At 69.4% G+C, this 15,764-nt stretch carries 14 protein-coding genes; 7 read left to right on the forward strand and 7 right to left on the reverse strand.

Annotation, left to right across the window (positions count from 1 at the left end; all coding sequences use genetic code 11):
* Nucleotides 1-28 precede the first annotated feature (28 nt).
* The gene (locus ACIPQB_RS02415) at nt 29-856 is read left to right on the forward strand and encodes a flagellin (protein WP_446483595.1); all 828 of its coding nucleotides are present in this window, start codon (nt 29-31) and stop codon (nt 854-856) included.
* A 68-nt stretch (nt 857-924) separates the two neighbouring features.
* Here ACIPQB_RS02415 and ACIPQB_RS02420 read toward each other — a convergent pair whose 3' ends face one another.
* From ACIPQB_RS02420 to ACIPQB_RS02430, 3 genes are read right to left on the reverse strand one after another with little or no spacing between them, the layout of a single operon-like run.
* Nucleotides 925-1,551, reverse strand: a complete 627-nt coding sequence (locus tag ACIPQB_RS02420; RefSeq protein WP_446483596.1) for a carbonic anhydrase — start codon at nt 1,549-1,551, stop codon at nt 925-927.
* The gene (gene maiA, locus ACIPQB_RS02425; protein ID WP_446483597.1) at nt 1,544-2,185 is read right to left on the reverse strand and encodes a maleylacetoacetate isomerase; all 642 of its coding nucleotides are present in this window, start codon (nt 2,183-2,185) and stop codon (nt 1,544-1,546) included. The genes ACIPQB_RS02420 and maiA overlap by 8 nt, the downstream gene beginning before the upstream one ends.
* 10 nt (nt 2,186-2,195) lie before the next feature.
* Nucleotides 2,196-2,894, reverse strand: a complete 699-nt coding sequence (locus ACIPQB_RS02430; protein WP_446483598.1) for a fumarylacetoacetate hydrolase family protein — start codon at nt 2,892-2,894, stop codon at nt 2,196-2,198.
* 189 nt (nt 2,895-3,083) lie between these two features.
* On the opposite strand from ACIPQB_RS02430, the gene ACIPQB_RS02435 reads away from it, so the two are divergent.
* Together ACIPQB_RS02435 and ACIPQB_RS02440 are read left to right on the forward strand one after the other, a co-directional pair.
* Nucleotides 3,084-3,962 (forward strand): ABC transporter ATP-binding protein, encoded by an 879-nt coding sequence (locus ACIPQB_RS02435; protein ID WP_446483599.1) that lies wholly within the window; start codon nt 3,084-3,086, stop codon nt 3,960-3,962.
* Between the two features lie 11 nt (nt 3,963-3,973).
* Complete coding sequence (locus ACIPQB_RS02440) at nt 3,974-7,567, forward strand: M1 family aminopeptidase (protein ID WP_446483600.1); 3,594 nt, start codon at nt 3,974-3,976, stop codon at nt 7,565-7,567.
* 69 nt (nt 7,568-7,636) lie between these two features.
* Here the strand turns inward: ACIPQB_RS02440 and ACIPQB_RS02445 are convergent, their stop codons facing one another.
* Nucleotides 7,637-8,236 carry a DUF4142 domain-containing protein gene (locus ACIPQB_RS02445; protein WP_446483601.1) on the reverse strand — a complete coding sequence of 200 codons (600 nt, stop codon included), beginning with the start codon at nt 8,234-8,236 and terminating at the stop codon, nt 7,637-7,639.
* Between the two features lie 118 nt (nt 8,237-8,354).
* Here ACIPQB_RS02445 and ACIPQB_RS02450 point away from each other — a divergent pair, with 118 nt between their 5' ends.
* The 4 genes from ACIPQB_RS02450 to ACIPQB_RS02465 all read left to right on the forward strand — a co-directional run bounded on the left by ACIPQB_RS02450 (nt 8,355) and on the right by ACIPQB_RS02465 (nt 13,276).
* Nucleotides 8,355-9,551 (forward strand): CaiB/BaiF CoA transferase family protein, encoded by a 1,197-nt coding sequence (locus tag ACIPQB_RS02450; protein ID WP_446483602.1) that lies wholly within the window; start codon nt 8,355-8,357, stop codon nt 9,549-9,551.
* 154 nt (nt 9,552-9,705) lie between these two features.
* A complete protein-coding gene (locus ACIPQB_RS02455; RefSeq protein ID WP_446483603.1) occupies nt 9,706-10,734 on the forward strand; it encodes an aspartate-semialdehyde dehydrogenase in 1,029 nt (342 codons plus the stop codon).
* 139 nt (nt 10,735-10,873) lie between these two features.
* Nucleotides 10,874-11,776 carry an EamA family transporter RarD gene (gene rarD / locus ACIPQB_RS02460; RefSeq protein WP_446483604.1) on the forward strand — a complete coding sequence of 301 codons (903 nt, stop codon included), beginning with the start codon at nt 10,874-10,876 and terminating at the stop codon, nt 11,774-11,776.
* A gap of 78 nt (nt 11,777-11,854) precedes the next feature.
* Nucleotides 11,855-13,276, forward strand: a complete 1,422-nt coding sequence (locus ACIPQB_RS02465; RefSeq protein ID WP_446483605.1) for a DHA2 family efflux MFS transporter permease subunit — start codon at nt 11,855-11,857, stop codon at nt 13,274-13,276.
* Here the strand turns inward: ACIPQB_RS02465 and ACIPQB_RS02470 are convergent.
* Genes ACIPQB_RS02470 through ACIPQB_RS02480 form a run of 3 tightly spaced genes read right to left on the reverse strand, consistent with a single transcriptional unit; the run spans nt 13,273 to nt 15,721 of the window.
* Nucleotides 13,273-14,088, reverse strand: a complete 816-nt coding sequence (locus ACIPQB_RS02470) for a transporter (protein WP_446483606.1) — start codon at nt 14,086-14,088, stop codon at nt 13,273-13,275. The two genes, ACIPQB_RS02465 and ACIPQB_RS02470, sit on opposite strands and share 4 nt — an antisense overlap.
* Nucleotides 14,089-14,108: 20 nt before the next feature.
* Nucleotides 14,109-15,248, reverse strand: a complete 1,140-nt coding sequence (locus ACIPQB_RS02475) for a serine hydrolase domain-containing protein (protein ID WP_446483607.1) — start codon at nt 15,246-15,248, stop codon at nt 14,109-14,111.
* Nucleotides 15,249-15,280: 32 nt separating this feature from the next.
* The gene (locus ACIPQB_RS02480) at nt 15,281-15,721 is read right to left on the reverse strand and encodes a MarR family winged helix-turn-helix transcriptional regulator (RefSeq protein ID WP_446483608.1); all 441 of its coding nucleotides are present in this window, start codon (nt 15,719-15,721) and stop codon (nt 15,281-15,283) included.
* Nucleotides 15,722-15,764 lie beyond the last annotated feature (43 nt).

The following is a 15,764-nucleotide window of genomic DNA, read 5'->3' on the forward strand; positions in this document are numbered from 1 at the left end:
CCGGAACCTTGAACGAGGACTTTGCATAATGGCTTTGAATAGCATCAACACCAATACCGGGGCGATGATCGCCCTGCAGAACCTGAACGGGACCAGCGCCGAGCTGATGACGGTCCAGCAACGGATCAACACCGGCAAGAAGGTCGGCAACGCCAAGGACAACGGCGCGATCTGGGCGATGGCCAAGAACCAGTCGACCACCGCCAACTCGCTGAACGCCGTGAAAGACTCGCTGCAACGCGGCCAGTCCACCATCGACGTGGCCCTGGCGGCCGGCGACACCGTCACCGACCTGCTGGGCAAGATGAAGGAAAAGGCCCTGGCCGCTTCCGACACCTCGCTGAACACCGCTTCGTTCAATGCGCTGAAGTCGGACTTCAACTCACTGCGCGACCAGATCACCAAGGCCGTGACCAACGCCAAGTTCAACGGCGTCAGCATCGCCGACGGCTCGACCACCAAGCTGACCTTCCTGGCCAATACCGACGGCTCGGGCTTCACGGTCAGCTCCAAGACCCTGTCCCTGGTCGGCCTGGGCCTGACCGCCCTGTCGACTTTCACGACCGCCGCGGCCGCCAAGACCATGATCGCCACCGTGACCAACGCCATCGGCACGGCGACCAACAAGCTGGCCTCGCTGGGCACCAGCTCGACGGGCCTGGACACCCACCTGACCTTCATTGGCAAGCTGCAGGACAGCCTGGAAGCCGGTGTCGGCAATCTGGTCGACGCGGATCTCGCCAAGGAGAGCGCGCGGCTGCAATCGCTGCAGACCAAGCAGCAGCTGGGCATCCAGGCCCTATCGATCGCCAACCAGTCGTCGGCGTCGATCCTCAGTCTGTTTCGTTCGCTCTGACGGCGTGAACGACTTTTGAGACTGACGGGGCGGGTCGCCGGGCCCGCCCCTTTTTCTGCATGCCGGCCTCAGCCGGCGCCGCTGGCCACCTTCTCGTAGTCGGCCAGGCTGGAGATGCCGACATTGAGGTCGGTGACCAGGCCGTTGGACAGCGAATAGACCCAGCCGTGCACCGACAGCGACTGGCCGCGCGCCCAGGCGTCCTGCACGAAGACGTCGGAGGCGACGTTGCGCACCTGGCGGATGACGTTCAGCTCGCATAGGCGGTTGAGCCGATCCTTCTGGTCGGGCAAGGCGTCCAGCTCATGCCGATGCTCGGCATGGACCTCGCGGATCGGGTGCAGCCAGTGGTCGACCAGGCCGCGCCGCTGGCCGTCGATGGCCGCCGCGACCCCGCCGCAGCCATAGTGGCCGACCACCATCACGTGCTTGACCTTGATCACGTCGACCGCGAACTGCAGCACGCTCAGATAGTTGGCGTCCTGCGGCGGGGCGAGGTTGCCGACATTGCGGTGGACGAACAGCTCGCCCGGATCCAGGCCGACGATCTCATTGGCCGGCACCCGGCTGTCGCTGCAGCCGATCCACAGATATTCCGGACTCTGCTGGCCTTCCAGGCGCTTGAAGAACTGCGGGTCGGCCTCGGTCTTGCGCAGCGACCAGGCCAGGTTGTTGCTCTTCAGGTCTTCAAGCATGAACGGCGTCCGGCTGGAGGTTGGGATGGGCGGCCTGGATGGCCGGGTGTTCGAGGGCGCGTGCGACGGCGGCGCGAAGGGCCGGGAACGGCGCCAGGTCGACCTGGAAGCGCGCGGCGTTGTAGACCTGCGGGACCAGGCAGCAGTCGGCCAGGGTCGGCGCCTCGCCGAAAGCGTAGCCGCGGCCGTGGCGGGCGATCATCGGCTCCAGGGCCGCAAAGCCGTCGTGGATCCAGCGCCGCGCCCAGGCGTTGCGGCCGTCCTCCTCGACCCCCAGCCCGGCCAGGGCCCGCAGGATGCGCAGGTTGTTGACCGGGTGGATGTCGCAGGCGACGATCTCGGCCATGGCCCGCACCGTCGCCCGGTCGAACGGATCGGCCGGCAGCAGGGCGGGCTGGGGAACGGTCTCGTCCAGCCATTCCAGGATGGCCAGGCTCTGGGTCAGGATCCGGCCGTCGACCTCCAGGGTCGGCGTCAGCCGCTGCGGGTTGAGCGCCGCATAGGCCGGCTGGTGATGCTGGTTGCCGGCCAGGTCGAGCGGCGCATAGTCATAGGCCAGGCCCTTGAGATTGAGGCCGATCCGCACCCGATAGGGCGCGCTGGCCCGCCAGGCGCTGTGCAGGATGAGCTTCATGTCCGCCCTCTCAGACCACGGTGAAGGCCAGCTGGCCGACGCCCTCGACCTCGCCCTCGACCCGGTCTCCGCGACCCAGAGCGGCGACGCCTTCGGGGGTGCCGGTGAAGATCAGGTCGCCGGCCGCCAGGGTCCATAGCTTGGAGGCCTCGGCGATGATCTCCGGAATCGTCCAGATCATGTTGGCGACCTGGCCGGTCTGGCGCAGCTGGCCGTTGACCGACAGCCGGATCGCGCCGTCGGGCCGGGCCTGGCCGGCCGGGCGGATGGCCGAGATCGGGGCGCTGGCGTCGAAGCCCTTGGCGGCGTCCCACGGCTGGCCCTTGGCCTTGGCGGCGGCCTGCAGGTCGCGGCGGGTCAGGTCGACGCCGACCGCGTAGCCGAACACGCAGTCCATGGCCGCTTCGACGGCGATGTTGGCGCCGCCCGATTTCAGGGCCGCCACCAGCTCGATCTCGTGGTGCAGGTCGTGGGTGGCGACGGGATAGGGGACTTCGCCAGGCTTTGTCAGCGCGACGATCGCGTCGGCCGGCTTGGCGAAGAAGAACGGCGGGTCGCGCTCGTCGCCGCCCATCTCGCGCCGGTGGGCGGCGTAGTTGCGGCCGACGCAGAGGATCCGCCGCACCGGAAAGACGACCCCGGAACCTTCTGGGCCGCCCTCGACCGGGACCGTGGGCGAGGCGGGCGGGGGAAAGGCGAAGTTGCTCATGCGGCCTGATTAGCCCCAAACCCGTCCGGCCAAAAGTCTCCTCGATACGAACATGGTCCTGAAACATCCTCGCCAACGGGACGGCATAAACGTTCTTTCACTTGCCCCTCGACCCGGCGCCGAGTCATGACGGGGAACCAATTGTGGCGAAAACCCGCCAAACTGAGATCGAGGGGCCGCGGACCGGCGATGCTGATCATCGAGAACCTGACCCACGTCTACGCCAATGGCGTCAAAGCCCTCGACGAGGTCAGCCTGACGATCCCCCGCGGCATGTACGGCCTGCTCGGCCCCAACGGGGCGGGAAAGTCGACCCTGATGCGCACGGTCGCAACCCTGCAGGCCCCCACCGCCGGCCATATCCGCTTCGGCGATATCGACGTGCTCAAGTCGCCCGACCTGCTGCGGCGGACCCTGGGCTACCTGCCGCAGGACTTCGGCGTCTATCCGCGGGTGTCGGCCTACGACATGCTCGACCACATGGCGGTGCTGAAGGGGATCGCCGGCGCCAAGGAGCGCAAGGAGACGGTCGAGAGCCTGCTGCAGCAGGTCAATCTGTGGACCGTGCGCAAGAAGGCCATCGCCGGCTTCTCGGGCGGCATGCGCCAGCGCTTCGGCATCGCCCAGGCCCTGATCGGCGACCCGCGCCTGATCATTGTCGACGAGCCGACCGCCGGCCTCGACCCGGAAGAGCGCAACCGCTTCCTCAACCTGCTGGCCGAGATCGGCGAGAACGTGGTGGTGATCCTGTCGACCCACATCGTCGAGGACGTCTCCGACCTCTGCCCGGCCATGGCGATCATCTGCGACGGCCGGATCGTCCGCGAGGGCGCCCCCGCCGACCTGGTCGGCCAGCTGGCCGGCCGCATCTGGCGCAAGACCATCGACAAGGCCGAGCTTGAGGCCGCCAAGGCCGAACACCAGGTGATCTCGACCCGCCTGCTGGGCGGCCGCACCGTGATCCACGTCCTCGCCGACCAGGATCCCGGGACCGGCTTCGCGCCGGTGGAGGGCGGGCTGGAAGACGTCTATTTCTCGACCCTGTCCAACACCCGACGCGCGGCCTGAGGCGCGTGGGCATGTTCGGCAAAGTCGCGGCCTTCGAGTTCCGCTACCAGGTGAAGTCGCCGGTGTTCTGGGTCGTGGCGGTGATCTTCTTCCTGCTGGCCTTCGGGGCGACGACGATCCCGCAGATCAGCATCGGCCTGGGCCCCAGCGACCACCGCAATGGCCCCTACGCCCTGGCCCAGGCCCACCTGGTGTTCTCGCTGTTCTACATGTTCGTGACCACCGCCTTCGTCTCCAACGTGGTGGTGCGCGACGACGAGACCGGGTTCGGCCCGATCCTGCGCGCCACCCGGGTGGGCAAGTTCGACTATCTCTACGGCCGGTTCCTCGGCGCCTTCGCGGCGGCGGCGATCTCGTTCCTGTTCGTGCCGCTGGCGGTGTTCCTGGGCTCGATGATGCCGTGGATCGACAGCGAGCTGCTGGGACCCAACCGCCTGGACGCCTATGTCTTCGCCTACTTCGCCCTGGCCCTGCCGTCGCTGCTGCTGACCGCAGCGATGTTCTTCGCCCTGGCCACGATCACCCGCTCGATGATGTGGACCTATGTCGGGGTCATCGTCTTCATGGTGCTGTGGGTGGTCGGCAACATCGCCCTGGGCAAGCCCGAGTTCGAGCATGACGCGGCCCTGTGGGAGCCCCTGGGCACCGCCGCCTACGGCCTGGCCACCAAGTACTGGACGGCCAGCGAGCACAATACGCTGATCCCGCCCCTGGCCGGGCCGCTGCTGTTCAACCGGGTCTTCGTGCTGGCCGCCGCCGCCGGTTTCCTGGCGCTGGCCTTCGGCCTGTTCCGCTTCCAGTCCGACGGCCTGTCCGGCCGCAAAGCGTCGACGGCGCGGGCGGCCCGGGCGGTCGAGGTCGAGCCGCCGCCCGCCCTCCTCGCGGCCCCGGTCGCCCCCCGCTACGACGCCCGCTGGGCCTGGGTCCAGCTGGCGGCCCGCACGCGGCTGGACATGGGCCAGGTGTTCAAGAGCCCGGCCTATTTCGTGCTGCTGGTGGTGGGGCTGTTCAACGCCGCCGGAGCCCTGTGGTTCGCCACCGATGCGGCCGACTACGGCGGCGCGATCTATCCGCTGACCCGAGTACTGCTGCGGCCCCTGGCCGGCTCGTTCGGCCTGATCCCGATGATCATCGCCATCTACTACGCCGGCGAGCTGGTCTGGCGCGAGCGCGACCGCAAGACCCACGAACTGATCGACTCCACCCCCGTCGCCGACTGGGCCTTCGTCGCGCCCAAGGTGGCGGCCATCTCCCTGGTGCTGCTGTCAACCCTGGCGGTCAGCGTGCTGGCGGCCATGGTCAGCCAGCTGGCCCACGGCTACGCCCACCTCGAGTTCGACAAGTACCTGCTGTGGTACCTGGCCCCGCAGGCGGTCGACGTGGTGCTGCTGGCGGTGCTGGCGGTGTTCCTGCAGGCCGTCAGCGGCCACAAGTTCATCGGCTGGGGCCTGATGGTGATCTACATCGTCGCCACCCTGACCTTCGTGAACCTCGGCTTCGAGCACAATCTCTACAACTACGGCAACGCGCCCGACGTCCCGACCTCGGACCTCAACCGCCTGGGGCGGTTCTGGATCGGGGCCTGGTGGTTCCGCCTCTACTGGAGCGCCTTCGCGGTCGGGCTGGTGGTGCTGACCTACGCCCTCTGGCGGCGCGGGACCGAGACCCGGCTGTGGCCGCGCCTGCACCGCCTGCCGGGCCGCCTGACCGGCAAGGCCGGCCTGACCTTCGCGGCCGCGGCGGCGGTGTTCATGGCCAGCGGCGCGTTCATCTTCGTCAACACCAATGTCTGGAACGTCTACCGCACCAAGATCGACAACGAGCGATGGCAGGCCGACTACGAAAAGACCCTGCTGCGCTTCGAGAACACGCCGCAGCCGAAGATCGTGTCGATGAAGCTGGACGTCGACCTGCATCCCCATGAGTCCCGCGCCGAGGTCACCGGCGTCTATGTGCTGGAGAACCGCACCGACCAGCCGCTGAAGGAGATCCACGTCCGCTTCGATCGCGACCTCAAGGTCGGGGGCCTGTCGATCCAGGGCGCCCGCTCCAAGCGGACCTTCGACCGCTTCAACTACCGGATCTTCGCCTTCGACACGCCAATGCGGCCGGGCGAGCGGCGGGCCATGAGCTTCATCACCGAACGCGTCCAGAGGGGCTTCCGCAATCGCGGCGACGACACCCGCATCGTCGACAACGGCACGTTCATCGACAACACCGAGATCGCTCCCATCCTCGGCATGAGCCGCGACGGTTTGCTGCAGGAGCGCGCCAAGCGCCGCAAGTACGGCCTGCCGCCCGAGATGCGGCCGCCCAAGCTCGGCGACCTGGTCAGCCGGCAATTCAATGGTCTGCGCCACGACGCCGACTTCGTGACCACCGACATCACCGTGACCACCGACGCCGACCAGACGCCGATCGCGCCGGGCTACCAGGTGTCGGACCGGGTGCATGGCGACCGCCGCACCGCCCGCTTCGTCACCGAGGCGCCGATCATGCCCTATCTGTCGATCCAGTCGGCCCGTTACGCCGTGGCGCGTGATCGCTACAAGGGCGTCGACCTGGCGATCTATTACGACCCGCACCATCCGTGGAACATCGAACGGATGAAGACGGCGATGAAGGCCTCGCTCGACTACGACCAGGCCAATTTCAGCCCCTACCAGTTCCGCCAGCTGCGCATCCAGGAATTCCCCGGCTACGCCGACTTCGCCCAGTCGTTCGCCAACACCATCCCCTGGTCGGAGAACCTGTTCTTCATCGCCGACTACCGCGATCCGGAAAAGATCGACATGGTCACCTATGTCGGCGCCCACGAGATCGGCCACCAATGGTGGGCCCACCAGGTGATCGGGGCCGACCAGCAGGGCGGCGCCATGCTCAGCGAGACCTTCGCCCAGTATTCGGCCCTGATGGTCATGAAGCGGATGTACGGCGAGGCCCAGATCCGCAAGTTCCTGAAGTTCGAGCTGAACAGCTACCTGCGGGCCCGGGGCGGCGATCCGCTGGAGGAGCAGCCGCTGGCCCGGGTCGAAAACCAGCCCTACATCTATTACCGCAAGGGCTCGCTGGTCATGTACCGGCTGCAGGACGAGATCGGCGAGGCGGCCGTCAACCGCGCCCTGCGCAAGCTGATCGCCAGCTACGCCTTCAAGGGCGCGCCCTATCCGACCACCCTGGACTTCCTGGCCGCCCTGCGCGCCGAGGCCCCGGCCGACAAGCAGGGGCTGATCACCGACCTGTTCGAGAAGATCACCCTCTACGACCTGAAGGCCAAGTCGGCGACGGTGACGAAGCGGCCCGACGGGCGGTTCGAGACCACCCTGGTGGTAGAGGCCAGGAAGCTCTACGCTCAGGGCCGCGGCCAGGAGACCGCCGCGCCGATGAACGAGGTCCTGGACGTCGGCCTGTTCACCTTGGAGCCGGGCAAGAAGGGCTTCGGCCCCGACAAGGTCATCGCCTTCGAACGGCGGCCGATCCGCTCGGGAACCCAGACCCTGACCTTCGTCACCCAGGCCGCGCCCAAGGTGGCGGGGGTGGATCCCTACAACATCGTCATCGACCGCAACGGCGACGACAACACCACCAAGGTCGAGATGCGGTGAGCCGGGGACCGAGCCCGAGACGCCGGACTGGAGAGTCCGGAATCCCGGCTCGATTTCCCTGGCTTTAGCTTAGTGCACGAAGCCCTTCTTCAGGCCCTCGGCCATGTTCAGGTGCTCCTGCACCGCCGGGGCGGTGGCGGCGGCGAAGGCCTTGATGGCCGGGGTGTCGCCGTCCTGGGCGTAGCGCTGCAGCAGGTTCAGGGCCGCCTGGTGGGCGTCGACCTGGTCGTCGGCGTACTTCTTGTCGAAGTCCTTGTCGTCGGCCTTGGTCAGATCGTCGAGCTTGCCCTGCAGGTCGGCGGGCAAAGCGGCCGGCGGGGTGATCGCCGCGCCCGAGGCGCTGATCGCGGCCTTGAGGTCCTCGGTGGTCTTGGTGTGGGCCTTCTCCATCTTGGCGGCGAAGGCCTTGACCTCGGCGTTGGCCGAGCGCTTGGCGGCCAGCTTGGCGGCCTCGATCTCGTACATGTCGCTGGCGGCGGCCTTCTCGACGAAGGTGGCGGCCTTGGTCTCGTCCGACGGCGTCGGCACGGTGGCGGTGGGGTTGGCGTCCGGCGTGGCGGCCTGTTCGGTCGGCGTCGCCGCGCCCTTGGTCTCGTCGGACTTCTGGCCGCAGGCGGCCAGGCTCAAGGCCGCGATGGCGGCGCCGACGATGAGGAGCTTGCGGGTCATGGCTTTCTCCCTGCGCGTTTTCTAGAAACGGAAACGGGAGCCGGCGTCGCGCGCCGCCGACGTGGATATAAGAACTTCACGCGGCCGTGACCGGTTCCGTGATCGGGGAGGGAAAGCCATGGCCGACGCGCCGCTGACGGGCCTGCGGGTGATCGAGATGGGCTCGCTGATCGCCGGGCCGTTCTGCGGCCAGGTGCTGGGCGATTTCGGGGCCGAGGTGATCAAGCTCGAAGACCCGGCGGCGGGCGATCCGATGCGCCAGTGGGGCCGCACCAAGCCCAAGGGCCACTCGCCCTGGTGGCCGGTGATCGGCCGCAACAAGACCTCGGTGACGCTCGACCTGCGCGCCGCCGAGGGCCGCGACCTGGCCCGCGCCCTGATCGCCAAGGCCGACGTGGTGGTCGAGAACTTCCGCCCCGGCACGATGGAGAAGTGGGGCCTGGGCTATGACGACCTGGCCGCCGTCAATCCCGGCCTGGTGATGACCCGGGTCTCGGGCTTCGGCCAGACCGGCCCCTATGCGCGCCGCGCCGGCTACGCCCTGATCGGCGAGGCCATGGGCGGCCTGCGCCACATCACCGGCGAGCCCGACCGGCCGCCGGCCCGGGCCGGGATCTCGATCGGCGACAGCCTGGCCGGCCTCAACGCCGCCCTCGGCACGATGATGGCCCTGCACGCCCGCCAGCGCACCGGCCGCGGCCAGGTGGTCGACGCGGCGATCTATGAGAGCGTGCTGACGGTGATGGAGAACCTGATCACCGAATACGACCTGTCGGGCTATGTGCGCGAGCGTTCCGGCGCGATCCTGCCCGGCATCGCCCCCTCCAACGTCTATCCCACCCGCGGCGGCGAACTGGTGCTGATCGGGGCTAACCAGGACACGCTGTTCAAGCGCCTGTGCGAGGCGATGGGCCGGCCCGAACTGGCCCAGGACCCCCGCTACCGCGACCACGCCGCGCGCGGCGCCCACCAGGTGCAGCTGGACGCGACGATCGCCGGCTGGACGGTGGAGCACGACATCGACGCCCTGCTGCCGCTGCTGGACGCCGCCGGCGTCGCCGCCGGCCGGGTCTATCGCGCGCCGGACATGCTGGCCGATCCGCAGTTCCAGGCCCGCCAGTCGATCGTCGAAGTGGTCCATCCGGTGTTCGGGACGGTGAAGATGCAGAACGCCTTCCCGCGGCTGTCGGACACCCCGGGCGGCGTGCGCTGGCCGGGCCCCGCCCTGGGCGAGCACACCGAGGCGGTGCTGCGCAAGGTGGCGGGCCTGTCGGACGAGGCCATCGCCGGGCTGCGCGAGCGCAAGGTGATCTGATCCCCCGCCGGCGTGCAGGTCCCGTCCAGGACCGGTCAAATCCCGCGGGCTAAGCGTCGCATTAGAAACCCTGTTCTTGCTTCTGGGCCGGACCGGGCGTAACGGGTCCGCTCCCGCCGCCGCTGGCGGGCTCAAGATCGAATTGGAGGCTGCGATGGGTTACCGGGTCGCCGTGGTCGGCGCCACGGGCAATGTGGGCCGTGAAATGTTCAACATCCTCGAGGAAGTGAAATTCCCCGTGGAGAAGATGCATGCCATCGCCTCGCGCAAATCCATCGGCGTGGAAGTCTCGTTCGGCAATCAGATTATCAAGTGCGAGGACCTGGAGACGTTCGACTTCTCCAAGGTCGACATCGTTCTGATGAGCGCCGGCGGGTCGATCTCCAAGGCCTGGGGCGAGAAGATCGGCGCCGCCGGTCCGATCGTCATCGACAATTCCAGCCACTTCCGGATGGATCCGGACGTGCCGCTGGTGGTGCCGGAAGTGAACCCCGACGCCGTCAACAGCCTGCCCAAGAACATCGTCGCCAACCCCAACTGCTCCACGGCGCAGCTGGTGGTGGTGCTGGCCCCCCTGCACGCCGAAGCCAAGATCAAACGGGTGGTCGTCTCGACCTACCAGTCGGTGTCGGGCGCGGGCAAGGAAGGCATGGACGAGCTGTGGGAGCAGACCAAGGGCGTCTTCGTCCTGGGCGCGCCGGCTCCCAAGAAGTTCACCAAGCAGATCGCCTTCAACGTCATCCCCCACATCGACGTCTTCATGGAAGACGGCTTCACCAAGGAAGAGTGGAAGATGATGGCGGAGACCAAGAAGATCCTGGATCCGGCGATCAAGCTGACCGCCACCTGCGTGCGGGTGCCGGTGATGGTCGGCCACGCCGAGGCGGTCAATATCGAGTTCGAGACCCCGCTCGACGAGGACGACGTCCGCGAGATCCTGCGCGACGCCGATGGCGTGGTCGTGGTCGATAAGCGCGAGGACGGCGGCTACATGACGCCGAAGGAAAGCGCCGGCGAGTTCCCGGTCTATGTCTCGCGTATCCGCACCGACTCGACCGTGGAAAACGGCATCGCGCTGTGGTGCGTGGCCGACAACCTGCGCAAGGGCGCGGCGCTGAACGCCGTGCAGATCGCCCAGCTCCTGCATGAGCGCGGCCTGATCAAGCAGAAGACGCCGGCTTAAGACGACCCCAAGTCGTCCCTCGCCAGCGGCGGGGGACGACGACGGACCAGCCTTCGGGACCGGACATCGCGCCCCGCGCAAGATGCGGGCGGACGACAGGGGATTTTCCTGTCAGATCCCTTTCCGAAAGGCGCTTTCCATGACGACCAGTTCCGCCCCGGACGCTCGGCCCGCCTATGTCGCCGGCGTGGCCTGCTATAGCCTATGGGGCTTCCTGCCGCTCTATTTCCACCTGCTGGCCAAGCTCGGCGTCGGCTCGCTGGAGATGATCGCCCACCGCACCCTGTGGTCGGTGCTGTGGGCCGGCGGCCTGGTGCTGCTGGCCCGCCAGGGCGGCCAGGTGGCGGCGGTGCTGCGCCAGCCGAAGACCCTGCTCCTGCTGCTGCTGTCGACCCTGGCGATCTTCAGCAACTGGACGATCTATGTGGTGGCGGTCAACGCCGGCAAGGTCATCGAGGCCAGTCTCGGCTACTACATCAACCCGCTGATGAACATGGCGGCCGGGGCCCTGCTGTTTCGCGAGCGGATGAGCCTGGAGGGCAAGATCGCCATCGGCCTGGCCGCGGTCGGGGTGGCGATCCAGACGGCGGCCTTGGGCCACCTGCCCCTGGTCTCGCTGGGCCTGGCCCTGACCTTCTGCGTCTACGCCATCCTGCGCAAGCAGGTGAAGGCCGACGCCCAGACCGGGCTGTTCATCGAGTGCGCCTACTTGGCCTTGCCGGGCCTGGCCTATGTCTGGCATCTGCAGGCGAGCGGCGCCGGTCACTTCGGTTCGGGGGCGCCGGTCACCCTGCTGCTGATGCTGGCCGGTCCGGCCACCGTCGTTCCCCTGGCCCTGTTCGCCTGGTCGGCCCGCCGCCTGCCGCTCAGCGCCGTCGGCTTCCTGCAGTTCATCGCCCCGACCATCCAGTTCCTGCTCGGCGTCGCCCTGGGCGAGGCCTTCACCCCGATGCGGGCCCTGTCGTTCCTGTTCATCTGGCTGGGCGTGGCGGTGTTCGCCTACGGCGCCTGGCGGCGGACGCGGGTGACGGCGGCGGTTTAGTCTGATCTGCTCGTCTCGGCGTCCGCGCGGCATTTGCGGGATGGTCGATCCGGCTCGGTTGGGCCATGCTCCCGGCCCATGATCGGCACGCAGCATCCTCCCTGCGACGAGGGCCTGATCCGGGCGCAGCCGCGGTCGGACCAGGCCGCGCCGCGCAAGCGCTTGGCCCTGGCCGCCACGGTGCTGGGCTCCAGCATGGCCTTCATCGACGGCTCGGTGGTCAATGTCGCCCTGCCGGCCATGCGCGCGGCCCTGAAGGCCGACGCCGGGGAGGTGCAGTGGATCGTCAACGCCTATCTGCTGCTGCTCGGGGCGCTGGTGCTGATCGGCGGCTCGGCCGGCGACCGCTATGGGCGGCGTAGGATGTTCGTGCTCGGGGTGGTGCTGTTCGGCCTGGCCTCGCTGGGCTGCGCGCTGGCCCCCGATGTCGGGTGGCTGATCGCGGCCCGCGCCGCCCAGGGCCTGGCGGCGGCGCTGCTGGTGCCGGCCAGCCTGGCCATCCTCGGGGCGACTTTCGGCGATGACGGGCGCGGCGGGGCGATCGGGGCCTGGGCCGGATTCGGGGCGGTGACCACCGCCATCGGCCCGGTGCTGGGCGGCTGGCTGGTCGACCATGTCTCATGGCGGGCGATCTTTCTGATCAACCTGCCCCTGGCCGCCGCCACCGTCTGGCTGGCCCTGGCGGCGGTGCGCGAGAGCCGCGATCCGGAAGTCGACCGCCTGGACTGGCTGGGCGCCGGCCTGGCCGCGACCGGTCTGGGCGCGGCGACCTGGGGCCTGACCGCGGCCGGCCAGCGCGGCTGGACCAGTCCGGCGGTGTGGGCGGCCCTGGCCCTGGGCGCGGTGCTGCTGGGCCTGTTCGTCCTCAGCCAAGCCCGCGGGAAGCAGCCGATGATGCCGCTGTCGCTGTACCGCTCGCGGACCTTCAGCGGCGCCAACCTGCTGACCCTGGCCTTGTATTTCGGCCTGACCGGGGCCTTGTTCTTCCTGCCGTTCGAGCTGATCGCCCGCCACGGCTATTCGGCCGCCAAGGCCGGGGCGGCCCTGCTGCCGTTCTCGCTGGTGATGGGGACGCTGTCGGGGGTGGCCGGCAAGGCCGCCGACCGTTTCGGGCCCCGACCGCTGCTGACCGTGGGGCCGATCCTGGCCGGGATCGGTTTCGGCCTGCTGGGCGCCCCGTGGGTGGGGAGCGGCTACTGGACCGGGGTGCTGCCGGCGGTGCTGGTGCTGGCGGTCGGCATGACCATCAGTGTCGCGCCCCTGACCAGCACGGTGATGGGCGCGGTCGCCGCCAGCCATGCCGGGATCGCCTCGGGGGTCAACAACGCCGTGGCCCGGATCGCCGGCCTGCTGGCGGTGGCGGCGCTGGGCCTGGTCTATTTCGCGCCGGGACCGCAGGGCTATCCGTGGGTGATGGGGATCAGCGCCGCAGCCGCCGTCGTCGCCGGGATCGTCGGCGGGCTGATGATCGAGGCCGGCCCCGCGCCGAAGCGATCTTAAAATCGCTTGGCGACGCCGATCGCCAGCTCGAGGTCGGGGGTGTCGCGGTTCAGGCCCAGATAGGCTGCGGCGTCCAGCTGCAGGTCCTCGACGGAAGCCGGCGTCCAGGCGGCGGTCAGGTCGAAGCTGGCGGCGGTGACCCGGCCGGCCGGGTCGTCGTCGACATCGGCCCACAGCTCCACGCCCAGCGACACCGGCCCGATCGCCCGGCCGAGCCCGACGGCGCTGGCCAGGCCCGCATGGCGGCCGCGCCCGTCGGCGTCGGGGCGAAGGTCCAGCTCCGGCGACAGGGCCAGCGACCAGACCGGGCCCAGCGGCAGGCTGACCGGCGCGATCACCCCGCCCTGCCAGCGGCCGCCGCCGACGCCGTCGGTCCCGACCGGGGCGGTCACGAACGGCTGCAGGGCGACCGAGACGCCGTCGCCGCCGGGATGGCGCAGCGACCAGCGCAGAGCGAAATTGACGTCCCCGATCCCGTCGACGACGGAGACCGCCCCCGTCGCCCGGTCCTTCTGGCGCACCCGCTCATGGGCGGTCCAGCTGACCTGGCCTTCCACCATCGACGCCAGGCCCAGGCGCAGCTCCAGCCCCCCGAAGGCGACATCGTCGACCGAGGTCCCGCCGCCCCGGCTCCAGGCGGCGTCGGCCAAGCCCAGCTCGGCCTGGAAGCGGCCGGCGTCCAGCACACAGGGCGGCGAGCCCTTGCCGGGCCGGTCGGCGCAGAAATCGCGCCCGGCGTCCTGGGCCTGGGCGAGGCCGGCCAAGGCCGCCAGCCCGGCGGCCAGGCCGGTGATCCTCAAAGCCGTCCGCATGCCGCCCCCTTCAACCTGCTTCAGAGCGCCCCGTAGGCCGCCTGGATCAATCGCACCGCGCGGGCGTCGCCGATCAGTTCGCTGCCCTGCCGGTTCATCACATAGGCCCCCGCCACCCCGCGGGCCGGATCGGCGAAGGCGCAGGAGCCGCCCCAGCCGCTGTGGCCGAAGGCGTCCGGCGACGGGCCGTAGAAGAGGTTGGGCGTGTTGCGCATGAAGCCCGCGCCCCAGCTGATCACATAGGGCAGCACCAGGTCCTGGCCGACGATCCGCTCGGCCCGGGCCTTTTCCATCGTCTCGGGCGACAGCACCGGCACGCCGTCCAGCGTCCCGCCGCAGGCCAGGGCCCCCATCAGCCGGGCCAGGGCTGGGGCGGTGGCGTGGCCGTTGGCCGAGGGAATCTCGACCCGCCGCCACTCGGCCGTGCCGCGCCCACCCGGCGCCGCCCACTTGGTCATGAAGGCGGCCTTCACCGCCTCGTTCACCGCCCCGAACTTGGGCAGGGCGGTCGGCCGCATCAGCTCGGCGACCCGGTCGTGCTCGCTGTCGGGCAGGCCGATCCACAGGTCCAGGCCCAGCGGCCCGGCCAGGTCCTCGCGCAAGGCCGTCCCCATGGTCCGGCCGTCGACCCGGCGGAAGATCTCGCCGGCGATGAAGCCGAAGGTCAGCGGGTGGTAGCCGCTGGCCGAGCCGATCGGCCAGAGCGGGGCCATGGCCGCCAGCTTGGCGCAGGTGGCGTCCCAGTCGAACCAGATGGCCGGGTCGGTCTGGTCGGGAAAGCCCGACAGCCCGTCCTGGTGCGACAGGGCCTGGCCGATGGTGACGTCCTGCTTGCCGGCCTGGGCGTATTCGGGCCACACCGAGGCGACGGTCTGGTCATAGGTCAGTCGGCCCTGGTCGACCAGGCGGGCGACCAGCAGGGCCGCCACCGCCTTGGTGGTCGAGAACAGCGGGGTCAGGGTGTCGGGGCCGAACGGCCGCTCGTGCGTGCGGTCGGCGAAGCCGCCCATCAGGTCGACGACCACCTCGCCGTCGATCGTCAGGCAGAACCGCGCCCCCAGCTCGCCGCCGCCGGGGGCGTTCGGGTCGAAATTGCCGGCGAAGGCGTCGCGTACGGCGGCGAAGCGGTCGGGGCACAGGCCGGTGATGTCGACGGTCATGACTCCCGTCTACAGCACGGCCAAAGCCCTTGTCACCCGCGTCCGTCGCGGGCCAGTTCGGCCATCACCGTCCGCCAGCCCTGGTGGTCGGCCGGGCCGGCGCGGTCGAAGGCCGCCTGCAGATGCCGCATCTGGACCCCGGTCAGCTCGCCTTCCAGCCGCTCGCCCTCGGGCGTCAGGCGCAGGTTCTTGACCCGGCGGTCGCCGGCGGAGGGGGCGGCGGCGACCAGGCCCATCTCCAGCAGCTGCCGCAGCGGCGCGTTCAGCGCCTGCTTGCTGACCGCCAGCAGGTCGAGCAGGCCGCGGATCGAGACGTCGGGCCGACGGCCGATGAAATAGAGGATGCGGTGGTGCACCCGCCCCAGGCCGCGGCGCTCGAGGATCCGGTCCGGCCGGTCGGTGAAGCCGCGATAGGCGAAGTACAGCAGCTCGATCGCGCTGTGCAGGTCGTCCTGGCGATCTAGGTCAAGCATGTTGACACAATAAGCGCCCGGCCCTTACGGTGTCGATAGGTCA

It is taken from the genome of Caulobacter sp. LARHSG274 (assembly GCF_052871235.1).

Coding starts and splice junctions, on each gene's coding strand:
- ACIPQB_RS02415 (WP_446483595.1), top strand. CDS start 29: ATGGCTTTGAATAGCATCAACACCAATACCGGGGCGATGATCGCCCTG.
- ACIPQB_RS02420 (WP_446483596.1), bottom strand. CDS start 1,551: ATGCTTGAAGACCTGAAGAGCAACAACCTGGCCTGGTCGCTGCGCAAG.
- maiA (WP_446483597.1), bottom strand. CDS start 2,185: ATGAAGCTCATCCTGCACAGCGCCTGGCGGGCCAGCGCGCCCTATCGG.
- ACIPQB_RS02430 (WP_446483598.1), bottom strand. CDS start 2,894: ATGAGCAACTTCGCCTTTCCCCCGCCCGCCTCGCCCACGGTCCCGGTC.
- ACIPQB_RS02435 (WP_446483599.1), top strand. CDS start 3,084: ATGCTGATCATCGAGAACCTGACCCACGTCTACGCCAATGGCGTCAAA.
- ACIPQB_RS02440 (WP_446483600.1), top strand. CDS start 3,974: ATGTTCGGCAAAGTCGCGGCCTTCGAGTTCCGCTACCAGGTGAAGTCG.
- ACIPQB_RS02445 (WP_446483601.1), bottom strand. CDS start 8,236: ATGACCCGCAAGCTCCTCATCGTCGGCGCCGCCATCGCGGCCTTGAGC.
- ACIPQB_RS02450 (WP_446483602.1), top strand. CDS start 8,355: ATGGCCGACGCGCCGCTGACGGGCCTGCGGGTGATCGAGATGGGCTCG.
- ACIPQB_RS02455 (WP_446483603.1), top strand. CDS start 9,706: ATGGGTTACCGGGTCGCCGTGGTCGGCGCCACGGGCAATGTGGGCCGT.
- rarD (WP_446483604.1), top strand. CDS start 10,874: ATGACGACCAGTTCCGCCCCGGACGCTCGGCCCGCCTATGTCGCCGGC.
- ACIPQB_RS02465 (WP_446483605.1), top strand. CDS start 11,855: ATGATCGGCACGCAGCATCCTCCCTGCGACGAGGGCCTGATCCGGGCG.
- ACIPQB_RS02470 (WP_446483606.1), bottom strand. CDS start 14,088: ATGCGGACGGCTTTGAGGATCACCGGCCTGGCCGCCGGGCTGGCGGCC.
- ACIPQB_RS02475 (WP_446483607.1), bottom strand. CDS start 15,248: ATGACCGTCGACATCACCGGCCTGTGCCCCGACCGCTTCGCCGCCGTA.
- ACIPQB_RS02480 (WP_446483608.1), bottom strand. CDS start 15,721: ATGCTTGACCTAGATCGCCAGGACGACCTGCACAGCGCGATCGAGCTG.